The sequence below is a fragment of the Moraxella sp. CTOTU48841 genome (assembly GCF_032061225.1).
In the GTDB taxonomy this organism is placed as follows: Bacteria; Pseudomonadota; Gammaproteobacteria; order Pseudomonadales; family Moraxellaceae; genus Faucicola; species Faucicola cinerea.
This window is the reverse complement of the sequence record NZ_DAMBFQ010000001.1, coordinates 126,186-145,789: the sequence shown is the minus strand read 5'-3', so window position 1 is coordinate 145,789 and position 19,604 is coordinate 126,186. Positions and strand designations below refer to the sequence as shown.

19 protein-coding genes are annotated in these 19,604 nt (G+C 43.4%); 12 read left to right on the top strand and 7 right to left on the bottom strand.

Annotated features, from left to right (window positions below; all coding sequences use genetic code 11):
• The first annotated feature begins 117 nt into the window (after positions 1–117).
• From RT034_RS00580 to RT034_RS00570, 3 genes are all read left to right on the top strand, one after another.
• Positions 118–1,224, top strand: coding sequence for a DUF805 domain-containing protein (locus RT034_RS00580; protein ID WP_313012352.1), 1,107 nt, complete (start codon positions 118–120; stop codon positions 1,222–1,224).
• Positions 1,225–1,511: 287 nt separating this feature from the next.
• Positions 1,512–1,883 carry a hypothetical protein gene (locus tag RT034_RS00575; protein ID WP_313012351.1) on the top strand — a complete coding sequence of 124 codons (372 nt, stop codon included), beginning with the start codon at positions 1,512–1,514 and terminating at the stop codon, positions 1,881–1,883.
• A 172-nt stretch (positions 1,884–2,055) separates the two neighbouring features.
• Positions 2,056–2,784: a hypothetical protein gene (locus tag RT034_RS00570; protein ID WP_313012349.1), complete on the top strand. Its 729-nt coding sequence runs from the start codon at positions 2,056–2,058 to the stop codon at positions 2,782–2,784.
• A gap of 153 nt (positions 2,785–2,937) precedes the next feature.
• Here RT034_RS00570 and RT034_RS00565 read toward each other — a convergent pair whose 3' ends face one another.
• From RT034_RS00565 to RT034_RS00555, 3 genes are all read right to left on the bottom strand, one after another.
• A complete protein-coding gene (locus RT034_RS00565; RefSeq protein ID WP_313012348.1) occupies positions 2,938–4,134 on the bottom strand; it encodes a S1 family peptidase in 1,197 nt (398 codons plus the stop codon).
• Positions 4,135–4,217: 83 nt separating this feature from the next.
• On the bottom strand, positions 4,218–4,820 hold the full coding sequence (locus RT034_RS00560; protein ID WP_313012346.1) for a TerD family protein: 603 nt from the start codon (positions 4,818–4,820) through the stop codon (positions 4,218–4,220).
• A 67-nt stretch (positions 4,821–4,887) separates the two neighbouring features.
• Entirely contained in the window at positions 4,888–5,466 is a 579-nt protein-coding gene (locus RT034_RS00555; RefSeq protein WP_065252628.1) for a TerD family protein, read from the bottom strand.
• A gap of 577 nt (positions 5,467–6,043) precedes the next feature.
• On the opposite strand from RT034_RS00555, the gene tolQ reads away from it, so the two are divergent.
• The 9 genes from tolQ (at position 6,044) to purF (ending at position 15,054) form a co-directional block, all read left to right on the top strand.
• Positions 6,044–6,772: a protein TolQ gene (tolQ, locus tag RT034_RS00550; protein WP_313012342.1), complete on the top strand. Its 729-nt coding sequence runs from the start codon at positions 6,044–6,046 to the stop codon at positions 6,770–6,772.
• Between the two features lie 60 nt (positions 6,773–6,832).
• Positions 6,833–7,300 carry a protein TolR gene (tolR, locus tag RT034_RS00545; RefSeq protein ID WP_313012339.1) on the top strand — a complete coding sequence of 156 codons (468 nt, stop codon included), beginning with the start codon at positions 6,833–6,835 and terminating at the stop codon, positions 7,298–7,300.
• Between the two features lie 132 nt (positions 7,301–7,432).
• On the top strand, positions 7,433–8,398 hold the full coding sequence (gene tolA, locus RT034_RS00540; protein WP_313012337.1) for a cell envelope integrity protein TolA: 966 nt from the start codon (positions 7,433–7,435) through the stop codon (positions 8,396–8,398).
• A 138-nt stretch (positions 8,399–8,536) separates the two neighbouring features.
• Complete coding sequence (locus RT034_RS00535) at positions 8,537–9,847, top strand: TolB periplasmic receptor (protein WP_313012336.1); 1,311 nt, start codon at positions 8,537–8,539, stop codon at positions 9,845–9,847.
• Between the two features lie 61 nt (positions 9,848–9,908).
• Positions 9,909–10,940, top strand: coding sequence for a hypothetical protein (locus tag RT034_RS00530; RefSeq protein WP_313012333.1), 1,032 nt, complete (start codon positions 9,909–9,911; stop codon positions 10,938–10,940).
• Between the two features lie 74 nt (positions 10,941–11,014).
• On the top strand, positions 11,015–11,527 hold the full coding sequence (locus tag RT034_RS00525; protein ID WP_313012332.1) for a DUF4870 family protein: 513 nt from the start codon (positions 11,015–11,017) through the stop codon (positions 11,525–11,527).
• A 278-nt stretch (positions 11,528–11,805) separates the two neighbouring features.
• Positions 11,806–12,849 carry a quinone-dependent dihydroorotate dehydrogenase gene (locus RT034_RS00520; RefSeq protein WP_313012329.1) on the top strand — a complete coding sequence of 348 codons (1,044 nt, stop codon included), beginning with the start codon at positions 11,806–11,808 and terminating at the stop codon, positions 12,847–12,849.
• A gap of 24 nt (positions 12,850–12,873) precedes the next feature.
• The gene (locus RT034_RS00515) at positions 12,874–13,380 is read left to right on the top strand and encodes a CvpA family protein (protein WP_313012327.1); all 507 of its coding nucleotides are present in this window, start codon (positions 12,874–12,876) and stop codon (positions 13,378–13,380) included.
• Positions 13,381–13,518: 138 nt separating this feature from the next.
• Complete coding sequence (gene purF / locus RT034_RS00510) at positions 13,519–15,054, top strand: amidophosphoribosyltransferase (protein WP_138019256.1); 1,536 nt, start codon at positions 13,519–13,521, stop codon at positions 15,052–15,054.
• A gap of 43 nt (positions 15,055–15,097) precedes the next feature.
• On the opposite strand, the gene RT034_RS00505 is transcribed toward purF, so the two are convergent.
• The 4 genes from RT034_RS00505 to secD all read right to left on the bottom strand — a co-directional run bounded on the left by RT034_RS00505 (position 15,098) and on the right by secD (position 19,465).
• Positions 15,098–15,469, bottom strand: coding sequence for an AzlD domain-containing protein (locus tag RT034_RS00505; protein ID WP_313012326.1), 372 nt, complete (start codon positions 15,467–15,469; stop codon positions 15,098–15,100).
• Positions 15,470–15,531: 62 nt separating this feature from the next.
• Entirely contained in the window at positions 15,532–16,239 is a 708-nt protein-coding gene (locus tag RT034_RS00500; protein ID WP_313012325.1) for an AzlC family ABC transporter permease, read from the bottom strand.
• Between the two features lie 69 nt (positions 16,240–16,308).
• A complete protein-coding gene (secF, locus tag RT034_RS00495) occupies positions 16,309–17,559 on the bottom strand; it encodes a protein translocase subunit SecF (RefSeq protein WP_409566268.1) in 1,251 nt (416 codons plus the stop codon).
• A 10-nt stretch (positions 17,560–17,569) separates the two neighbouring features.
• Positions 17,570–19,465: a protein translocase subunit SecD gene (gene secD / locus RT034_RS00490; RefSeq protein ID WP_313012324.1), complete on the bottom strand. Its 1,896-nt coding sequence runs from the start codon at positions 19,463–19,465 to the stop codon at positions 17,570–17,572.
• Positions 19,466–19,604: the final 139 nt, after the last annotated feature.

Here is a 19,604-nt window from a genome sequence, read left to right as displayed (position 1 = left end):
ATTTTAAGATATTCTAACCAATATATTATAAAATTTGGGTAATACTATGCTAAAAATATTACGCTAAAAACCTTACGCTAAAAAAACAGTTTAAACCTCTAGATTAAGTTGCTCATTATGGCCATCCGTCTACCCAAGCCAAAAAAAGCCCAGTCTTTACCCCCGATTGAACCCAGTTTCGATAATGTGCATCAAGTTGATGAAATAATTGAAACTGACGCAGGTACGTCTTTTGTCACGTTAACCGAGATGCATGAAGGCTTTAATAATCGTCGGTTTTTTGATTGGCACGGTCGGGTTAGCCGTGTTCAGTTTTTAGCGTATTCCACCTTCAATGCGTTGATAGCATTAATGCTGGTCGCTTTACTATTTGTGATGATTGGCGGCTTTCAAGGCATAGTGAATGCCAGTAGTGAGCAGTTGCCGATGAGTCTGCTTGGTGCAAGTAGTGTTGGTGTGGCGGTTTTGTTTTATCTACAGCTTGCCGTTAGCAAACGCCGCTTCAATGATCTTAACAAAACAGGGTGGCTTGCGCTATTGATGCTAGTGCCTGGGGTAAATATCTTAGTTTACCTTTACTTGCTAGCAATCGAAGGGACGGCAGGCGCCAATTATTATGGCTTACCTGCTAGACCTGCTAGCCAATTAAAAACGGTACTGATGCTATTGATTCCGCTTTTAGTCATGTCACTCATCGGTTTGTTAACCCAAATTGTCATGCCCAGCTATCACAGTTATCAAGTGATGAAAAATAGTAGCGACGCTCAAAACAATGTCATTGTGACGGCAACAAACCCTAGCCAATCGGCGCAGATATTGCCTGCAACTGCTTCAGCGGTTGCCGCCTCGACCACTCAACCAGAGAATTTAAGAACAGAAGCGGTAATAATTACCGGTGAGCAATTAGGAAACGGCGTGGCGTCAAACCCACAACCCACCGCGCCAGCGAATGTCAATCCCGCTACAACCACCAATCAAGTGTCAGACACGCTCGCCAACACGCCAAGTAGGACTAATCAGATGCCTGAGGCGCCAATTGACACCGCTAATCCCAATACCCTAAATCCTAATAGCTTAAATCCCAATAACCTAAATCAAGGTTCAAATGAGCGCGCGCAGACGGGCAGTAATCCAACAACGAATGCCCCTAATAGTCAAGGGGTGGTTTCTTATGAAGACTTTGTCAAAGCCTCTGAACAACAAATATTTATCGATAGAAGATAATTTTTTTAAATCTACAGGTTAAATAAAAATTTTCCATCCTAGTACAAATCATGGGTGCCAAAAATTATAAATTAAGAGGGCGCAAGTTTAACTATTAGCGGTTTACAAACGGTTTCAAATCTGCACATTTGCTAATACAAGTTAGCTAAGTATAACAAAACCACAATTAAACCTATGCTTAAATTAAAGCACGATATCCCTATAATGTTAGCTATCAAAAAGGGGTATTTTACATGAAAATGAACAAAACACATGATAATATAAGGAGGGGCCTAACATCTCAAAGTATGGCGTCTCAATTAGTTTTTGCTGACGTGGGTGAGAGTGATTATAGTCAGGCAACTATTAAATCCCTATTACCGCGCTACGATAGTCAGCAAACATATTTGGCAGATTGCCCGTCTAATTTCTTTACTATGCAAGATGAGGACAATCAATTAACTAAAGACTTGCGGTGTAAAGATAGCGTTAAAGAGTCTGCAAAACTACCAAAAAAGCTACCAAAAAAATCAGCCAAAGATGATTTAGTGGATGATTGGGCAACCGATAATAAAATCGATGATGAGTCTTGGCGCTATCATCGTAAATGGCTTAGTACCGTCTTTATGATTTGGTTCTTTTTAGCGGTCGCCTTATTGCTAAACGCTGCTTATTATTAACTGTAACTTTTAACTACCACAGTTTTTTTGAGTAATCATTACATTTCACAATGTAATGATTTTTTTTGGCTCAAATAAATGAAAAAAGTTTTATAATAAAGCTATTATGATGAAAAAAATCATTTAGATAAACAAACCATTTAGATAGACAAATCATTTAAAAGGAAATCCCTTGCCAGTCACTCAAACGGATGTTAATACACAAACTATAGCCAAGAGTACAAACAATAACACAATCATAGATTTGCTTGCGCTTATCACTGATACCATGCCGCAGTGGAAAGTGCATCGGTGTCAAGTGACGGACGGGGTTATCTCACAGCACCGGCCTATGAAGTTTATTTACCATTATGAGTATTTATCCGACCTACTCAAACTGCAACATCCGCTAAATGGTCAATTGCTAGCAAGCTTTGATCGATTGCTGACGCGAGAGCAATTTGCGCAAATGCTTGGCATTCATCCCAACCAAGTTGTTAATCCTTGGCAAATAAAGTTTGCTGGCAAATTGGTGGTGTTTTATCAACACCCTGACATTGCATTACGCTTGCATTGGGTTAATACTAGCAAAACATTTGAGCCCATCTATCTACAATCAAAATTATCTCAAGCAGAATCGTTGCCCTATGCGATTGATAATGCTTTTACCAATTGGCAGATTACGGGAGTGGAAATTATTCAAAAAAATCCACAGGTCGAGCTTGTGTATGACAGCGATGCCACCAATGGCACCCAATCCATTTTGCCTTCCACCCAATTTGTGCCTGTGCCTAAGCCGTTAGCCAATTGGATGATTGCATATTTTCAGTCGCATCCCGTCATTGCCAATGAATGGTTGGCGCTAATCAAATCAGAAGCGCAATCTTATGCCCAAACACAGCACTTTATTGCCGACCCGTGAATAGCCACCAAAAATCTAGACACATTTAGCCATCTGCTGCAGCTTTAGCGCTTGATTGAGTGATTTTTTAATCTTTATGCGTCGAGAGTGTTGACTTTTTTGATTGTATATCTTCTCTGCTGACTTCGATAAGTTCAGTCTGATAAAAAGCTGTCACGCCCCACAGCCAACTAACCACAAAGCAGATTTACTCTGTTTGGTAATCTGAGGCGTGGATAGCGGTAGCGGTGTTTGGCTAATAGTGTGGGTAAGCTCGCTCACATTAACACCGCCACTTGTCAAAAGCGCAGATAATAATTGATACTTGACTGCATAATTCATGTTTTGGGTATTGGCAATTGTATAGGTAACCATACCAACGACTTCGCCTGTGGGAAGCAGGAGCGGACTGCCACTTGAGCCAGGCTGAATTGGCGCAGTAAACTGCATAAAACGAATATCATTGCCAATGCCTTGTAGCCCTGCGATATTGCCTTGGGTGACTTGTAATTGACTACCAAGACCTGTTAGCGGGAAACCAAGCGTGGTAATCTGCTCACCCAGCAAATCATAGCCACGTTCTCGCACGGGAAGATAACTTGGTAAAGGCTGATTGACTTTAAGTAACGCGGTATCACTACCTTCATCTGCCAGCACCACTTGGCATTCCATATCGGGATAGCCTTGTTGACGCAGTGCGATTTGCGTTGCCCCGTCCACCACATGCTCACAAGTGAGTAAATGATAGGGATCAATTGCAAAAGCCGTCCCAGTCCAAGTTTCACCTGGCTGAGGGCGAAGACGTCTGTTGTCTGGTATGGACTGCAAAACGTTGCCTGTCGTCATGTTATTAGGGTAACGGGCGTCAAGGCTGATTTGTAAACGTTCGGCAAAATTGGCTAGACTTTGACTAGATGTTTCCGCGAGTGCTCGGCATTTATATTGCCCATTACGCTGGTAGATCTCCAGTACAATACTGGCTTTGATATGGCGCTCTGGGGTATGAAACGCATAGTCAATATCGCTAGCGACTTTGATACCCAGATCATTGACTTCCACGGCTGGGGCAATCACACTAGCGTCTTGGTAAGCATACACGATCAGTTGCAGATACTGGGTTTGATTTTGGGAAAACACATTGGCTAAGTCTAATGTCCAAACATGGCTTTTCTCACTCTCGACTGTCAGCGCTGCCCAATCTTTGCTTTCATGCAGATAAGCAGGGCTAGTAGTTGCTCGGCGACTTGCATCCATCGCTATCCAAACGCAGCCCATCTCAACTCCAAAACGACTGGCATTTTGGCTGGTTACTGTCACTTGGCAGGGCGTGTGGGGGATAGGCGTATTTGCCCCAGGTACCAAAGTTGGCATCGTGTTTCCTTATTTTTTTTATTATCTGAATAAAAAAATACCCCATTGACAGCAAATAGGGCATTTTTATCTACAATTAGACGTTAGGCATGTGGTGTAATGGCGGGCATCAAATCATGAAAGGTACGACCACTAGCAATTTCACCAATGGCATGCATTTTCCATTCACCATTGTGGCGATAAATCTTTGCCAAAATCAGCGCGGTATGACTGCCTTGGGCTGATAAGTTATAGCGAGCCACTTCGCTATTATTGCCCGCATTAACGATACGACAAAACGCATTGGCGACTTTCTCAAACGTTTGACCCGTAAAGCTATTTACAGTAAATACCAGTGACTGTACATGAGCAGGGATACGAGATAAATCGACATTGATGACTTCATCATCGCCATCCCCTGCCCCTGTGCGGTTATCGCCTGTATGAACGATACTACCGTCCTTTGACTGAAGTTGACCAAACCAAATTGCATCGATGGGCTGTTTGCTCGCGTCAAACATGATGCAAGATGCATCCAAATCAATACTATCATTACTACCGCCGCCACCGAATAGACTGCCCAAAAAGCCACCGGATTTTGGGGTGGATGCAACATCCCACCCTAGACCCATTTTAATACGAGTCAGTGCCGTGCCTGCTTCTTTATCCAGTGAGATTTTTTGTCCTTTTTGTAGACTAACCGCCATCTTCATATCCTTTATTTAATGAATTTTTATCATTATTTTAATGGTAAATTGCTGCTTAAAATCCGATTTAGCCGATATTTACGCCATATTGTTGGCACATAGCTGCTAAGCCACCTGCATAGCCTTGACCCACCGCACGAAATTTCCATTCGCCATTGTGTTTATAGACTTCGCCAAATACCATGGCAGTTTCGATGGAATAGTCTTCTGCTAAGTCAAACCGTACTACCTCTGCCCCTGTTTCTTCATTGACCACACGGATGAAAGCATTGGATACTTGACCAAAGTTTTGATTACGAGCTTGGGCATCGTGGATGGTCACAGTGACAGCAATTTTTTCAATATCGGCGGGTACTTGTGACAGGTTGACTTTGATTACTTCGTCATCACCGTCACCTGCCCCTGAGCGGTTGTCCCCAGTATGTTCAACTGCACCGTTGTCAGATTTTAGTTGGTTATAAAAAATAAAGTCATGGTCGCCTCGTACTTTGCCTGTATTATTAAGCAAAAATACGCTGGCATCTAAGTCAAATTCTGCCCCTGATGTGGCACGCTCATCCCAACCTAGACCAATTAATAACCGTGTTAAGCTTGGATCTGTTTTTGACAGGGATAAGTTACCGCCTTTATTAAGTGAAATAGCCATTTGTATCTCCTATATTATAATATTGAATTAGCTAAAATTTTTCTGAGGGTGTTTTCCTCCCTTAAATTAAACAATTATCTGTATAAAGTCAAAGCTCTATTCTTTAGCTTAACGCTTTATACAAAAAATATTTTAAAATTTTTGAGGTATGCTTAAAAAAACGGAAGAAAAATATTTGCTAAACTTGCATCCTAAACCAGAGTTTACCATGAGTAAGAAAAGAGTAGAACACAGCGACACCTATAAGGCTGAAGCCCGCGCCAAAATCAATTGATGGCAGCTTTATCACCTGCGGGAATTTCTAATACTTTGACCGTCAAGCTGCTTGATAAAATCTACCAAAAGTTTTTATACGATTAGCAGATGTTATTGGTTACAATATGCTTATGTAAATTCTAGTGCTCGACCTTATAATTGCACTAGCTTTTGGTTTTTGGTTTTTGGTTTTTGGTTTTAATCGGGTATGGCTGGCGGGCTGTTAACAAGCTGGCATCAAAATATTTAGTAATTTATATTTAGTGACTTATATTTAGTATTTTATATTTAGTGATTTAGATGGTTGGGGAAGCATAACTTTATGGAAGGCTCGATTGATCTCGTTAGTTTGGTAACGCACGCCAGTATTTTCGTCAAAATTATCATGGGCATCTTATTATTTGCTTCTTTGTTGTGTTGGGTCACTATTTTTCGTTTAAGCAGTCGTTTGGCAATTGCCACGCGCGCCGATAATTATTTTGAAAAAACCTTTTGGTCCGGGGTTGAATTGCCAACCCTATACAAAGGCGTTCAAGGTAATCCTGATAGAAGTGGTCTTGAGCAAATCTTTTTTATTGGCTTTAGTGAGTTTTTAAAACTGCTCAAAAACACCCAAGCGCGTAGTGAAATCATTGAAGGCGTGGAGCGCAAACTTCGCGTTGGCTTGGGGCGTCAGCAACTCGAGCTTGAGCAAGGATTGCCGTTGCTAGCCAGTATTGCCTCGGTCTCGCCTTATATCGGTCTGCTTGGCACGGTCTGGGGGATTATGACGGCTTTTATGGGCTTATCGACTTCTGCGCAAGCCACACTGGCTGCGGTTGCGCCTGGTATTGCCGAAGCCTTGATTGCCACGGCGCTAGGTTTGTTTGCTGCGATTCCAGCGGCACTGGCTTTCAACCACTTTACCGCAAAAAACGATAAAGTTTATCAAAGTCGTAGCTTGTTCTGTGATGAGATGACAGGCATGTTGCTGCGACAAACTGTGGATACGACTACCAACTTACCGACAGGGCTTAATTCACCTGCCATGATGCCTCCGCTCGCTAGATAAATGCTAAACGCTAAATGGCTAAATGAACGTTAGATAAATTTTATTGAACAACTTGACACTATGAAAGCAAACCCTTACAGCCGTAACCGTCCACAAAAACTCAATGCAGGTATGAATGTGGTGCCTTATATTGATGTTATGTTGGTGCTGCTCGTCATATTTATGGTGACCGCGCCCATGCTAACGACGGGGGTAGATATTGATTTGCCAAAAGCGCAAACCAAATCACTACAGCAAGGCACGCAGTTACCGGTGATTGTGTCACTAAAATCTGATGGACAGCTATATTTAAGTACCCAAGACAAAACCGATGAGCCAATGAGCGAAGAGGCGTTAATTGCGACTTTGAATAACTTACAATCTCAGCCTCAATACCAGTTCGATGGAAAGCCCAATGTCAATGTGATGATTAATGCCGATCAGAATAACCAATATGGGGATATTATCCAATTAATGGCAAACTTGCAGCAAGCGGGCATCCAAAAGGTTGGCTTGTTAACGGCACCACCAAAAACAGCCAGCAAGTAGCTTTTTAATCAAGTAGTTTTTTAATCAAGCAGCTTTTTAATGAAGTAGCTTTTTAATCAAGTAGCCTTCTAATACGATGACCTTTTAATTTTTGATTGAACATTTTTGCTAGAATAAGGAAATACTGAGACGATGTATGCTGAAGTGACCTCAGTCTATGTACCCGTCAAAACACCCGATTATCCGGTATGGGCGATTGTGCTCAGTGCCATTGCCCATGCCTTGGTAGTTGGGTTATTGTTTTTCTTTTATCATAACACCCCGCTAGCGCCCATGGAAACCTCGTTGATTACCCCTGAGCAGTTGTCGGCAATGGAAGGGCAAATCAAAGCCAACCAACAAAATGAGCTTGCGCAAAACCAAGCCACGGCTGGCGAGATGGCTGGTGCGCCAACACCGTCTTTAAATTCCCAGAACCTATCCACTGTGCCAATGAACACGCCCCATTCGACCTCAACCAATCAAATTGAAACGGTTAAAAATACGTTAGCCGCCAAGCAGGCGCAATGGGAAAAAGAGCAGGCGCTATTTGCTGAAAAGTTAGATCGGGAAGTAGAAGCTGAAAGACAAGGCGTGATTGATGAATTAAACCAGCGCAATGAAACCCAGCAGCGAAATCTGCAAGATTATAAAATTGCCGAAAGCAATATTGATGAAGTAAAAAACGAAATACGCGCCAACAATGCCGCCTATAATAAAAATCTCACTGCCAATAGCGAGCGGCAACGTGACAATAGTATCAAGTCACTGGATTTGGGTAAAGATGGTCAATCTACAGGTGCAGCGCAATCACCATCATCTGGCGGTCAAGGTTCTAGCAGACGTGGTGGTGCATCGGGTGGGAGTTCGGCAGGCTATGTCAGCCAAGTCATGGCGATGATTGATGCAAATTGGAATGTACCAACCAACAGTAATGGCAATTCATTAACGGCGTCATTTAGCATTGCTGCGGATGGTACAATTAGTAATATCACTATTCGCGGCAGTAGTGATGCCGCTTTTAAAGCAAGCTTACAACAAGCAATCAACCAATCAAGTCCATTGCCGCCCCCGCCCAATGGGGCAAGAAGCATGAGGGGCAATTTTAGAGCTAAATAGTAAAGTCAAATAGTAAAGCTAAGTAGTAAAGCTAAATAGTGTTGTAGCGCCTAGTCTTGCCCAATCTTTTTTGGCGATTAAAACAATGCTATTATTTTAAAACCAATTTTTAATAATTATAAATATTGCAGGCTAATTATGAACCATACTCTTTTGAAAGCGGCAGTCGTTGCCTTGGCTACCACTGCGATGCCACCTCTAGCGAACGCTGCCGACAATGTTGATTTTACCCTAGTCAAGCAGGCACCACGCTCTAACTTGCAAGTCGCCATTGTACCATTTGCTGGCGCGGAGAGTATCTCAGGGATTGTCACCAATGATTTGACCAATTTGGGGCAATTTACTTTGGATAGTAATTTGCCAGAGCGACCTCATAGCAGTAGCGAAGTCACTTTACCTGTCTGGCAGCATAACGCCGTCCCTTATCTGGTAGTCGGCAATACGCGCAGCAATCGGGGCAATGTTGAAATCAATTTTGAAGTGATTAATGTGGCGACAGGCGAGGTGATGCAGGGTCTGCAAACCGTCACTAGCAAAAATAACTCACAAAGTTTGCGTATGGCAGGGCATAAGGTTGCTGACCGTATCTATGAGATATTGACAGGCATCAAAGGCGATTTTTCTGGGCGCATTGCGTATGTAGTCGAAACAGGCAAGCCTAAAAACCGTGTGTCACGTTTGGTCATTTCTGACGTGGATGGGTTTAACCCAAAAGTGATTTATGAGTTTAACGGTACCATTAAAACCCTAAATACCTCTGCTGACAATCAAACCTTTACTTTCCAAGTTCAGCCCGACACGCTAGGCTATCCACAGGTCATGTCTGCCAATATTGTCAGCGGGGCAGTCAGCAATTTGACGAATTTTAAAGCCATGAATTATGGCGCATCCGTTAGTAAAGATGGTCGCGTGATATTTAGTAGCAGTTTTGAGAACGGCATACCGCAGATTTATTTGGCGCAAGGTGGCAATTCTCGTCGATTGACCAATGACCCTGTGGGGGCTATTTATCCTAGTTGGGCGCCTGATGGGCAATCATTTGTCTATACTTCAGACAGAGCCGGTGGTAAAAAAGGCGGTAATAAAGGTCAAATTTATCTATATAATCTATCAACCGGTAGTGAGCAGCGGTTGACGGGCGGCGGACTGAGCAGTATGGGACGCATCAGCAATGATGGTAAAAAAATGTCCTATTTGTCGGGTGCCAATCAAGGCGCGGTGATGGATCTGGGTTCGCGCTCGGTAACTGCTGTGAATAACGTTGGGTTAAGTGAAGCCCCAGGTGTCTCACCCAATGGACAACACTATATTTACTCCAATAAAAATGTCATTACCATTGTATCAAATGGCAAATCCATCAGTATTAGCCCCTCCCAAAATGGCGTACCCAATGGCTTGATTTATGGGCCACTTTGGCTCAATCCAGACGCCAATAATGTTTTACCTTAATCAAGCCACAAATAATATGAAGCATGTTTATCCGTTATCACGGTTATGGTGCGCCGCTGTTATGGCAATTGTCATGGCAATTAGCTTGGCGATGACAGGGTGTCAGACCATGCATTCGCCATCAACAACCTTATCTAACACCATCCTGCAAAGTTCGTCCTCACTGCCCAAAGTCATAGAGGCTGTACCCACCAATTTGCCGCACATGGATGCTAGCCAGCTGTCAGGCAAGTTAATTTTTATTTATTTAACCGGATTTGGGGAAAATCGCCAAGCGCAGCTGATTGAGACCCAAATGGATGGCAGCGACCCAAAGACTTTGTATAAGGTCAATGGTACGATAATGAGCTTATCCGCCAGTCGCTTAGGCGACCGCCTGATTTTTACGGTTCAAGCAGGCAAAAGTTATCCTAAAGTTGTTATCCTTGATAAAGCGACTTTGCAAGTCACTGATGTTTCTGCGGTTTCTGTGGTTTCTGGGGTGTCGGGGGTTTCTGCCAAACGCACCCATAATTTTAGTGGGGCAATCTCCCCCGATGGGCGCCAATTGTTACTAGCAAATAGCCAAATGGGTAATCCAGAGATTTTTTTGACTGATAGCAGCGGCAATGTAAAACAACAACTGACGCATCAACCAGCAATTGATTTAGCCCCTGTGTGGCTGCCAGATGGTCAATCCTTTATATTTACGTCAGATAAAGCCAAATTTTTACAACCGCAACTTTATCAATACTATTTTGCAAAACAACAATTTTTGCCTTTAAACTTGCCTGGTAAAACCAATGCCATCGCTCGGGTTAGTCCCTCGGGGCGTTTGATCACTTATGTCAGCGATAATAGCCAAGGCAGGCTCGCAGATATGGCAACTAAAAAAAGCATCGCTATAAATAATGAAGGATTGGCTGAACCTGCCAACTTTTCGCCAAATGGCAACTATTTGTTGTATTCGGCAAAAAACCGCATAAAAATCATCCCAGTACCAACCTTTGAGTCATTGACACTGCAGCAGTCGCCTGCTAGCTGGACGATTCAGTTTGCCGATAGCAACCACCAACCATTTACCATTCGAGAACCGATTTGGGTAATACCCTAAAGTCCATAACAATCAATTGAAATTCTACTGTATGACCCGATAAAAAAAGTAATAATCATTGATGGAAAATTATAATGAACCTAGAAAAACCAACCGATTCTCACACACCTGACCCAGCCAACCCACAATTTGGTAGTGGGGCGAATGGTTATCCATCAGCGTTACCGCAATACACGCAGCTTAGTCAAAACTTACCGGTGACCCAAAGCCAAATCAGTTATAACCACATTACTTATGCGTTGGCGCTGTTTAGTTATTTTACTGCGGGACTGACTTGGATTATTCCGATTGTGATGAATTATTTAAAGCGCGATGAGGCTAGAAATACGTGGCTTTATAGTCACTTTGATTGGCAAATCAAAACGTTTTGGTACAGCATATTTTTTTGGGTGATTGGTTTTGTCATGGTGATTTTTGCAACGGGTGGGCTGTTTTTTGGCGCCGCCGTTGATAGCAATCATACGATGGGTGGTAGCTTTATTGTCGGGGCTTTAGGCGGCCTGATAATCGTCGCCACCCTTTTATGGCATCTGTATCGCATTATTCGTGGTTGGATTGCGTTGTCAAATGGTCGAGCCGTGCCTTAGCCTTTGATTAAAAGACGTTAAAAACTAAAACCTGCAATCTATACTCTGAATACTCTGGGTTAATAGCTGATATAGTAGTTACTATAGCGGTGAAGGCAAAGAAAATTGCAGGTGTTTATTTAGCGTCAACACTGATATAATAGCTTTTCTGATTTTGACGAGATAGTCTAGACAGCGCGTTAACGGGTGCTATCTCTCAAGCTAAATAGGTTAGTTCTGCTTGTATAAAGGGCAGAGTCAATTAGATTCACCCATGCAATGTGAGTGCTTATTCAACTATGTATGCCTTTCTTCGTCCGTTCTTATTTAACACCGATCCTGAAAAAGCCCACGAAATCACGTTATCATTACTCGAAAAATCGCAAAAATTTGGGATGCTCGGGTTTTTGTACGGTAAACAAGAACTAACAACTGAATGTATGGGGTTAACCTTTACCAATCCGGTTGGTTTGGCAGCAGGGCTTGATAAAAACGGCGAATATATCGATGCGTTAGCGGCGTTGGGTTTTGGCTACATCGAAATTGGTACGATTACCCCAAAACCACAGCCTGGCAATGACAAACCCCGTCTATTTCGTATCAAAGAAGCCCATGCCATTATCAATCGCATGGGATTTAATAATAAAGGCGTCGATTATCTCATTGAGCAAGTCAAGCGTGCAAAATATCAAGGCATTTTGGGTATTAATATTGGCAAAAATGCCAGCACGCCTGTTGAAAATGCCCTAGATGACTATATTTATTGTCTAGAGCGAGTGTATCCTTACGCATCTTATATTACGGTAAATATCTCCTCTCCCAATACCAAAAACCTGCGCGACCTGCAAAGTGGTGATGCGCTCACGGCGCTGCTTGATGGTATCAAATCACGTCACAGCCAACTCGCTAGCCAACATCAGTATTATGTACCATTAGTGCTGAAAGTTGCCCCAGATTTGGAAGAAGACCAAATTGATTATATTGCCAAAGAATTGATGCGTTTTGATATTGATGGGTTGATTACCACCAATACCACCTTAAGCCGCAATGGGGTAGAAGATTATAAAACCAGTCAAGAAGCCGGCGGGCTATCAGGTCGACCACTGAGCCACCGTAGTACCCAAGTTCTTGAGCAGTTTGCCGAACGCTTACCGAGCTCAGTTGCGCTTATTGGTGTAGGCGGTATTGACAATGGTCAACGTGCGGTTAAAAAGATTGAAGCAGGTGCGGATTTGATTCAGCTCTATAGTGGTTTGATTTATGAAGGACCAGAGCTCATTCAAACCTGTGTTGAAGCTATTGACGGTTATCGTTTAAGCCAACATTCGCCGTCTACTTTGTAAATCCCATGATACGAGCTTGACCCGATGACTATGTTAGATATGCTAGTGTTGTTTGTATTGTTTATGGGGTTGTGGCAGGGGTTTAATAATGGCTTGATGCGCTCACTGGTGGGCATGTTTGGTTGGCTATTGGCACTGCTGCTGGCCAGTTATTTGGCAAAACCTTTAGCACCGTTTTTTGTGTCATTCACTGGCTCAACCGGCCTTAGTATCATTGCGGCATTCTTGGCAATTGGCTTATTTGTCATCGTGGGACTGCAAATCGTATTATGGGTGATGAGTAAAACCTTGCAGGGGCTTAGACTAAGCATTCTAGATAAATTGGCGGGCGCAGGGTTTGGCTTGGTCAAAAATTTGGTCATTGTGTTGATGCTGCTGAGTTTATTGGCGCCTTTTGTCGGTCAACGTGACTTTTGGCAGCAGTCTAAGTTTGCCAATGCGCTACTGCCAATGGCACCTTTTGCGACACAAATCACCCAACAGCTTGCTACCACGCTCGGTAAAACCGCTGCCGATAAAATGGGTCAATAGTGGGACAAATGGGTCAATAGCATTGGTAAGTTTGACTGACGGCTAAAGTATTGTAATTGTCAGCCGGCAAATAAAGGTAGTTTCATTCAATTTTCATCAGGTCTCATAGCCATCCGTGAAAAATCAAAGGGGTAAAATATGTGTGGAGTTGTCGGTATAGCCGCTCACAGTCCGGTTAATCAAATGCTATACGATGCGCTGACTATGCTGCAGCATCGCGGGCAAGATGCTGCGGGTATTGTGACATGTCAAGATGGACGTCTGTTTTTGCGTAAAGAAAATGGCATGGTGCGCGATGTGTTTATGACACGTCATATGATGCGTCTTGTCGGTAATCAAGGCATCGGGCATGTACGTTACCCAACAGCTGGTACGTCTAGCAGTGCAGAAGCTCAGCCTTTTTATGTCAATTCGCCGTATGGTATTACCTTAGCGCATAATGGTAATTTGACCAACGCCGAAGAGATTGCCAAAGAACTGTTTATGGAAGATATGCGCCATATTAACACCGATTCTGATTCAGAAGTTTTGCTCAATGTGCTAGCGCATGAAATGCAAAAACTCGGTATCCAGCATCCAAGCCCCGATGATATTTTTGAAGCGATGACATCTGTCTACAAACGTATCGAAGGCGCGTATGCGGTTGTTGCTATGATTACAGGCTATGGTATTTTGGCTTTTCGTGACCCCAATGGCATTCGCCCGCTGATTTTTGGTCAACGATTAGCGGAAAATGGCGGTTTTGAATATCTGGTGGCATCTGAGTCAGTTGCGTTAACCGCATTGGGTTTTGATATCGTTCGAGATGTGAAGCCCGGTGAAGCGATTTTTATTGATGAAAACAATAACTTCTTTAGTCGCCAATGTGTCGAAGCCAAAGAGTTTAGACCTTGTATTTTTGAATACGTCTATTTTGCCCGCCCAGATTCGATTATTGATAATATTTCTGTTTATAAAGCCCGTATGCGTATGGGCGAGACTTTGGCGCAGAAAATCATCAAAGAATGGGGCGAGGATCACGGGATTGATGTGGTTATTCCTATTCCCGATACCTCACGTACTTCTGCGATGGAGCTTGCCCAGCATCTAGGAGTAAAATACCGTGAAGGCTTTATGAAAAACCGCTATATCGGTCGCACCTTTATTATGCCAGGTCAACAGCAGCGCAAAAAATCGGTGCGTCAAAAATTAAGCGCGGTGCCTTTTGAATTTAGAAATAAAAACGTATTGTTGGTCGATGATTCAATTGTACGTGGCACGACTTGCCACGAGATTATCCAAATGGCACGTGACGCTGGCGCCAATAATGTGTATTTTGCCAGTGCCGCGCCACCGGTCAAATATCCCAATGTGTATGGTATTGACATGCCAGCGCGCAATGAGCTGATTGCCTCAGGTCATAGTGTGGAAGAAGTGTGTAAAATCATCGGCGCGGATCGTTTGATATTCCAAGATTTGGATGATTTGATTGAAGCGGTACAAGACAAACACAGCGATGCCAAAAAATTTGACTGTTCGGTATTTGACGGCAAATACATCGCCGGTGGTATTGATGAAGATTATTTGGATGAATTACAGCGTAAACGCAGTGATAAAGCCAAACAGAAAAAATCTGGGATACAAGACGTGGCTGATACGCCTGTGGATATCGTCGGGGTGCAAACCGAGGTATAAGTTATCCTGCATAAAAAAAGCCCAAGTTGGGCTTTTTTTATGGCTATTGAAAACCTATCAGATGCAATCCCCATAAAAACCCATTAAGGCTAGCAATCCCCACCAGCATACTTAGCAGTAATTGCTTTTTCCAATGATAGCTAAGTAACACCACTATCAGCGCTAATATCTCTGCCACAAGTAATGGCGATAAGCCCAGACTCATACTTATAGGCTTAGGCTGCTGCCAATGCAAGGAAGTTAAAATCAACAGCGTCATCACGGATAATGGCAATGCTTTATTCACCGCCAGCAACAAGGGAGCATCCAATAAACGCTTTGGCAAAATTATCGGGGTTAAGCGGGTGAGAAAAGTCACCAACGCCATGGCAAAAGTAGCGGCGACTAAATAAACGTTATCAGGTGGTGTGTTCATAATATTCTAACGATTAATGGATAAATTTTTTTGGCGGTTGAGCTGTCAGATAGTTTGAACTGTCAGAGAGCTTGCTCATGAGCAGATTTATTGCTCATAAAAAAGTGGATGATAATGAGTCCCAAACTCACGCAAATCGCTGATAGTAGCAACCAATCGGATATAAAATAAAACGCCGCTATAAATGCAATGATGGCGATGAATATGGGATAGTAAGCCTTGACCGCTTTAAACTGCTCGTAGGCTAAAATAGCAAACAAGCACACTAACGCAAAATCCAAATGAGGCACCCAATCATTGAGCCCTGCACCCAGCAAAATCCCCAATATGGTACCGATAACCCAATAACACTGATTGAGCAAACTCACCGGTAGTATCAGCCTTTGGCGTTCATTTTCATGAAGGGTGGTTAACACGGAAAAAGTTTCATCGGTTAACGCAAACAAGCAATAAAATCGACTGATAGGATTGGTTGGTAATTGTTTTAACAAAGGAATGGCATAAAAAGCATGGCGCAAATTTATCGCTAAGGTATTGCTGGCGATGGTTGAGACTCCAACCCCGCCCGCTAACAGCGCAATAGAAGCATATTGCGCCGCACCCGCATATAACACCACACTAGATAAAATCGCCGCCCATATAGGCAGTTTTGCTGCCACAAACAATACGCCAAAGGCAATCCCTGCGGGGATATAACCCATTGCCACAGGAAAACTTACTTTAAACGCCTGTTGCCATAACCCATCTTTTATCCATTCATTTTTCATCATTGCTATTCTTTTTTAAATTTTAGCCATAAAAATACCCTAGCAAGTAGGGTATTTTACCGCTCAACCCATTTATTGATTATCTACTACTTTGTTGTCATATATAGGCGCATTGCGGTCTTCAAAAACCACTTCGTCCTCAACAAATTCTGGTTTGACTTCGACAATAAAGTCTTTGCGCGACATACCGAGCCACAGTGGAATCGCACTGGCGATATACACCGATGAGAAAGTACCTAAAATCAAGCCAATGAGTAATGCTACAGAGAACCAATGTAAGCTTTCGCCGCCAAGCAGCAGCATCGCGACTACCACCAGCAACACCGTTGAAATGGTCATAATGGTACGACGGAGCGTTTCAGTGAGCGATAAATTGACAATTTGCGTTGGGCTGGCACCACGGACACGGCGAAAATTCTCACGGATACGGTCAAAGACGACGATGGTATCGTTAATCGAGTAACCAATCAGTGATAACACGGCGGCAAGCACGGTCAAATCAAACGGCCATCCGAAAAGTGCGAAAATACCCACGGTGATAATACTATCATGAAATAACGCCAACACTGCGCCTAAGGCTAATTTGGCTTGGAAACGCACCATCACATAAATAAACATACACACTAATGCCAGTGCCGTTGCCCCCAAGGAGCTGACGTAAATTTCATTACCTACTTGACTGCCAACCACGTCAATGTTCTTGATGGTGGCATTATTGTTGGGTAAATCTAACGCAGTATCGAGAGAGTTTGATAACCCTTCGATTTGTTTTTGCGGCGGCAGGCGTACCAGAATTTCTTTGTTACTGCCCAAATATTGCACCACACTGTCATTGATTTTATGGCTCGCTAAGGCAGACTGAACTTGGGCTTGTTGCACGGGTTGCTCATAAACAACCGTGGCTGACACACCGCCAGTAAAATCTAAGCCTAGATTTAAACCTTTGGTTAAAATAGCGACCAAACCCAGAATCGTTAAGATGGCGGATAATATGGCAAAAGGTTTAGCTACCTTTAAAAAATCAATAATACGCCGACCCGCAAAGAGTTTTTCACCGCCAAAACCCTCTGCCGAAAATTCAGCACTGGCAGCATTAGCCACCGCTAACCCAGCGTTTTGGGTTGTCGTATCGGAGGAGTTGGCAGGCTGCTTGACCAAATTTTTATTCACCCCTTTACCATTACGGCGCGGCGTTTTGCGGTGCTGTGTATTTGATGCCATTTCATCACTACGACGTACGCCCAGCTCTGAGAGTTTTTGCTCGGGATTGATGGGTTCTGAACCGTCTAAACCGTCTAGATCCTCTAACTTGTCATCATTCATTATTCGCTCCTTAACCAATACTTAGGCGTTTGACAGTTTTGCGGTAGCCATAAGCTAACTGTACCAGTGCACGCGTGACAGTCACTGAGGTGAAGATAGAGCTGGCAATACCTATGGCTAAGGTGACAGCAAAACCTTTAATCGGACCTGTACCAATCGCAAATAAAATAAAAGCGACAATCAAGGTAGTCAGCTGTGCATCAAAAATACTGGTAAATGCGCGGTTAAAACCCGCCACAATCGCAGATTTGGGTCTGGCGCCGTTAGCAAGCTCTTCGCGGATGCGTTCAAATATCAGCACGTTGGCATCCACCGCCATCCCGATGGTTAACACGATACCTGCGATACCCGGCAAGGTTAGGGCAGAACCAATCAATGACATGATGGCTAAAATCATCATTAAGTTAAAAATCAACGCGATATTGGCAATTAAGCCGAATAAACGATAAAAGATAATCATAAATAAGAACACGAGTAAGTAGCCGACTTGGGTAGAGAACATACCTTTTTGGATGTTATCTTGCCCCAATGATGGACCAATAGTACGTTCTTCAACAAAATACATGGGCGCCGCTAGCGCACCTGCACGAAGTAACAAAGCCAGCTCTGAGGCTTCTGCATTACTATCTAAGCCCGTGATTTGGAAAGTTGAGCCAAAGACGCCTTGAATGGTCGCTTGATTGATAATATGGCTTTCTGCGTAAGGTGTTCTTACTTCTTTATTTTGACCCGTCACTGGGTCTGGCTGGAAGGTGACACGCTGCTTATTTTCAATAAACAGCACCGCCATTTGTTTGCCCACCGATTTGGCTGTGGTATTTTGCATCAAACGACCGCCTGCGTTATCCAGCGTGATATTGACTTGAGGGCGACCATTTTGATCCATCCCTGCTTGGGCATCCTGTACGTTTCGACCGGTCACCACAGCTTGACGTTCCAATAAGGTTTTTTGTGGGCTGTCGACTTCACCAAATGAATAGGCTTCAGTGCCTGCAGGCAATACCCCAGATGGATTGGCTTGGAAAGTATTGTTTTGCTCAGACACCATACGAAATTCGAGATTGGCGGTACGACCAATGACCCGTTTGGCTTCTGCGGTATCTTGTACCCCGGGTAATTCCACCACAATACGATTGGCACCTTGTGATTGCACCACGGCTTCAGCCACGCCTAGCTCATTAATACGGTTACGCAAAGTCGTCAAGTTTTGGGTGACCGCATCTTGAGAGATTTGTGAAATCGTCGACTGGGTCAAGGTCATGTTAATTGCTGGACCCCCTGCATTGATGAGCGGTTGTAACTCGTAATTTGTCCCAAAGCGACTACGTAACACATTAATGGCTTGATCACGCGCGGCATTATCGACAAAGTTTAACGTCAGATTATTTTGCCCTGCTTGTAAATTGGTCACGGCAATTTTTTGGTTGCGTAGCTCTGTACGGATATCTCGGGCTAAGTTTTCCAAACGCTGAGAGACGGTTTTGCTCATATCGACTTCTAGTACAAACCGTACACCACCTCGCAAGTCCAAGCCTAATTTAATAGGATTGCCGCCAATATTACGTAGCCATGCTGGCGTGGTTTGCGCCAAGTTCAGTGCTACCACGTAATTATCGCCAAGCTTTTCCTTTAGCACTTGTTGCGCTTTAAGCTGCGTTTCAGTCGACTCATCACCAATTTTTAACAAAGCTGATTTACCATCAAAACTGTTGTTTTTAGTTGGGATATTGGCGGCATTTAGGATGGTTTCCGCTTGTTTTAGCACATCATTGGTCAATGTGGTACTAGCGGAAGCCCCCGTGATTTGAACGGCGGGCTTGTCTGGATAAAGGTTTGGTAGGGCATACAGGGTGCTCAGTAGCAGCACAATGCCGATTAAAAAGTATTTCCAAGCAGGGTAGTGCATAATCTTGACTTCTTAAACTTGATTTTTTTTAGGTAACTAGTTGTTCTACTAGGGCTATTAACCGCGATCAACAAGGCAGTACAATATCATAATAGCCAGTTGGCAACTTAACAGAATGCTAGGTCGCCAACCTGACAGG

Excerpts from the sequence above, each read along its gene's own strand:
- RT034_RS00580 (WP_313012352.1), top strand. The coding sequence starts at position 118 with ATGGCCATCCGTCTACCCAAGCCAAAAAAAGCCCAGTCTTTACCCCCG.
- RT034_RS00575 (WP_313012351.1), top strand. The coding sequence starts at position 1,512 with ATGGCGTCTCAATTAGTTTTTGCTGACGTGGGTGAGAGTGATTATAGT.
- RT034_RS00565 (WP_313012348.1), bottom strand. The coding sequence starts at position 4,134 with ATGCCAACTTTGGTACCTGGGGCAAATACGCCTATCCCCCACACGCCC.
- RT034_RS00560 (WP_313012346.1), bottom strand. The coding sequence starts at position 4,820 with ATGGCGGTTAGTCTACAAAAAGGACAAAAAATCTCACTGGATAAAGAA.
- RT034_RS00555 (WP_065252628.1), bottom strand. The coding sequence starts at position 5,466 with ATGGCTATTTCACTTAATAAAGGCGGTAACTTATCCCTGTCAAAAACA.
- tolQ (WP_313012342.1), top strand. The coding sequence starts at position 6,044 with ATGGAAGGCTCGATTGATCTCGTTAGTTTGGTAACGCACGCCAGTATT.
- tolR (WP_313012339.1), top strand. The coding sequence starts at position 6,833 with ATGAAAGCAAACCCTTACAGCCGTAACCGTCCACAAAAACTCAATGCA.
- tolA (WP_313012337.1), top strand. The coding sequence starts at position 7,433 with ATGTATGCTGAAGTGACCTCAGTCTATGTACCCGTCAAAACACCCGAT.
- RT034_RS00535 (WP_313012336.1), top strand. The coding sequence starts at position 8,537 with ATGAACCATACTCTTTTGAAAGCGGCAGTCGTTGCCTTGGCTACCACT.
- RT034_RS00530 (WP_313012333.1), top strand. The coding sequence starts at position 9,909 with ATGGCAATTGTCATGGCAATTAGCTTGGCGATGACAGGGTGTCAGACC.
- RT034_RS00525 (WP_313012332.1), top strand. The coding sequence starts at position 11,015 with ATGAACCTAGAAAAACCAACCGATTCTCACACACCTGACCCAGCCAAC.
- RT034_RS00520 (WP_313012329.1), top strand. The coding sequence starts at position 11,806 with ATGTATGCCTTTCTTCGTCCGTTCTTATTTAACACCGATCCTGAAAAA.
- RT034_RS00515 (WP_313012327.1), top strand. The coding sequence starts at position 12,874 with ATGACTATGTTAGATATGCTAGTGTTGTTTGTATTGTTTATGGGGTTG.
- purF (WP_138019256.1), top strand. The coding sequence starts at position 13,519 with ATGTGTGGAGTTGTCGGTATAGCCGCTCACAGTCCGGTTAATCAAATG.
- RT034_RS00505 (WP_313012326.1), bottom strand. The coding sequence starts at position 15,469 with ATGAACACACCACCTGATAACGTTTATTTAGTCGCCGCTACTTTTGCC.
- RT034_RS00500 (WP_313012325.1), bottom strand. The coding sequence starts at position 16,239 with ATGATGAAAAATGAATGGATAAAAGATGGGTTATGGCAACAGGCGTTT.
- secF (WP_409566268.1), bottom strand. The coding sequence starts at position 17,559 with ATGAATGATGACAAGTTAGAGGATCTAGACGGTTTAGACGGTTCAGAA.
- secD (WP_313012324.1), bottom strand. The coding sequence starts at position 19,465 with ATGCACTACCCTGCTTGGAAATACTTTTTAATCGGCATTGTGCTGCTA.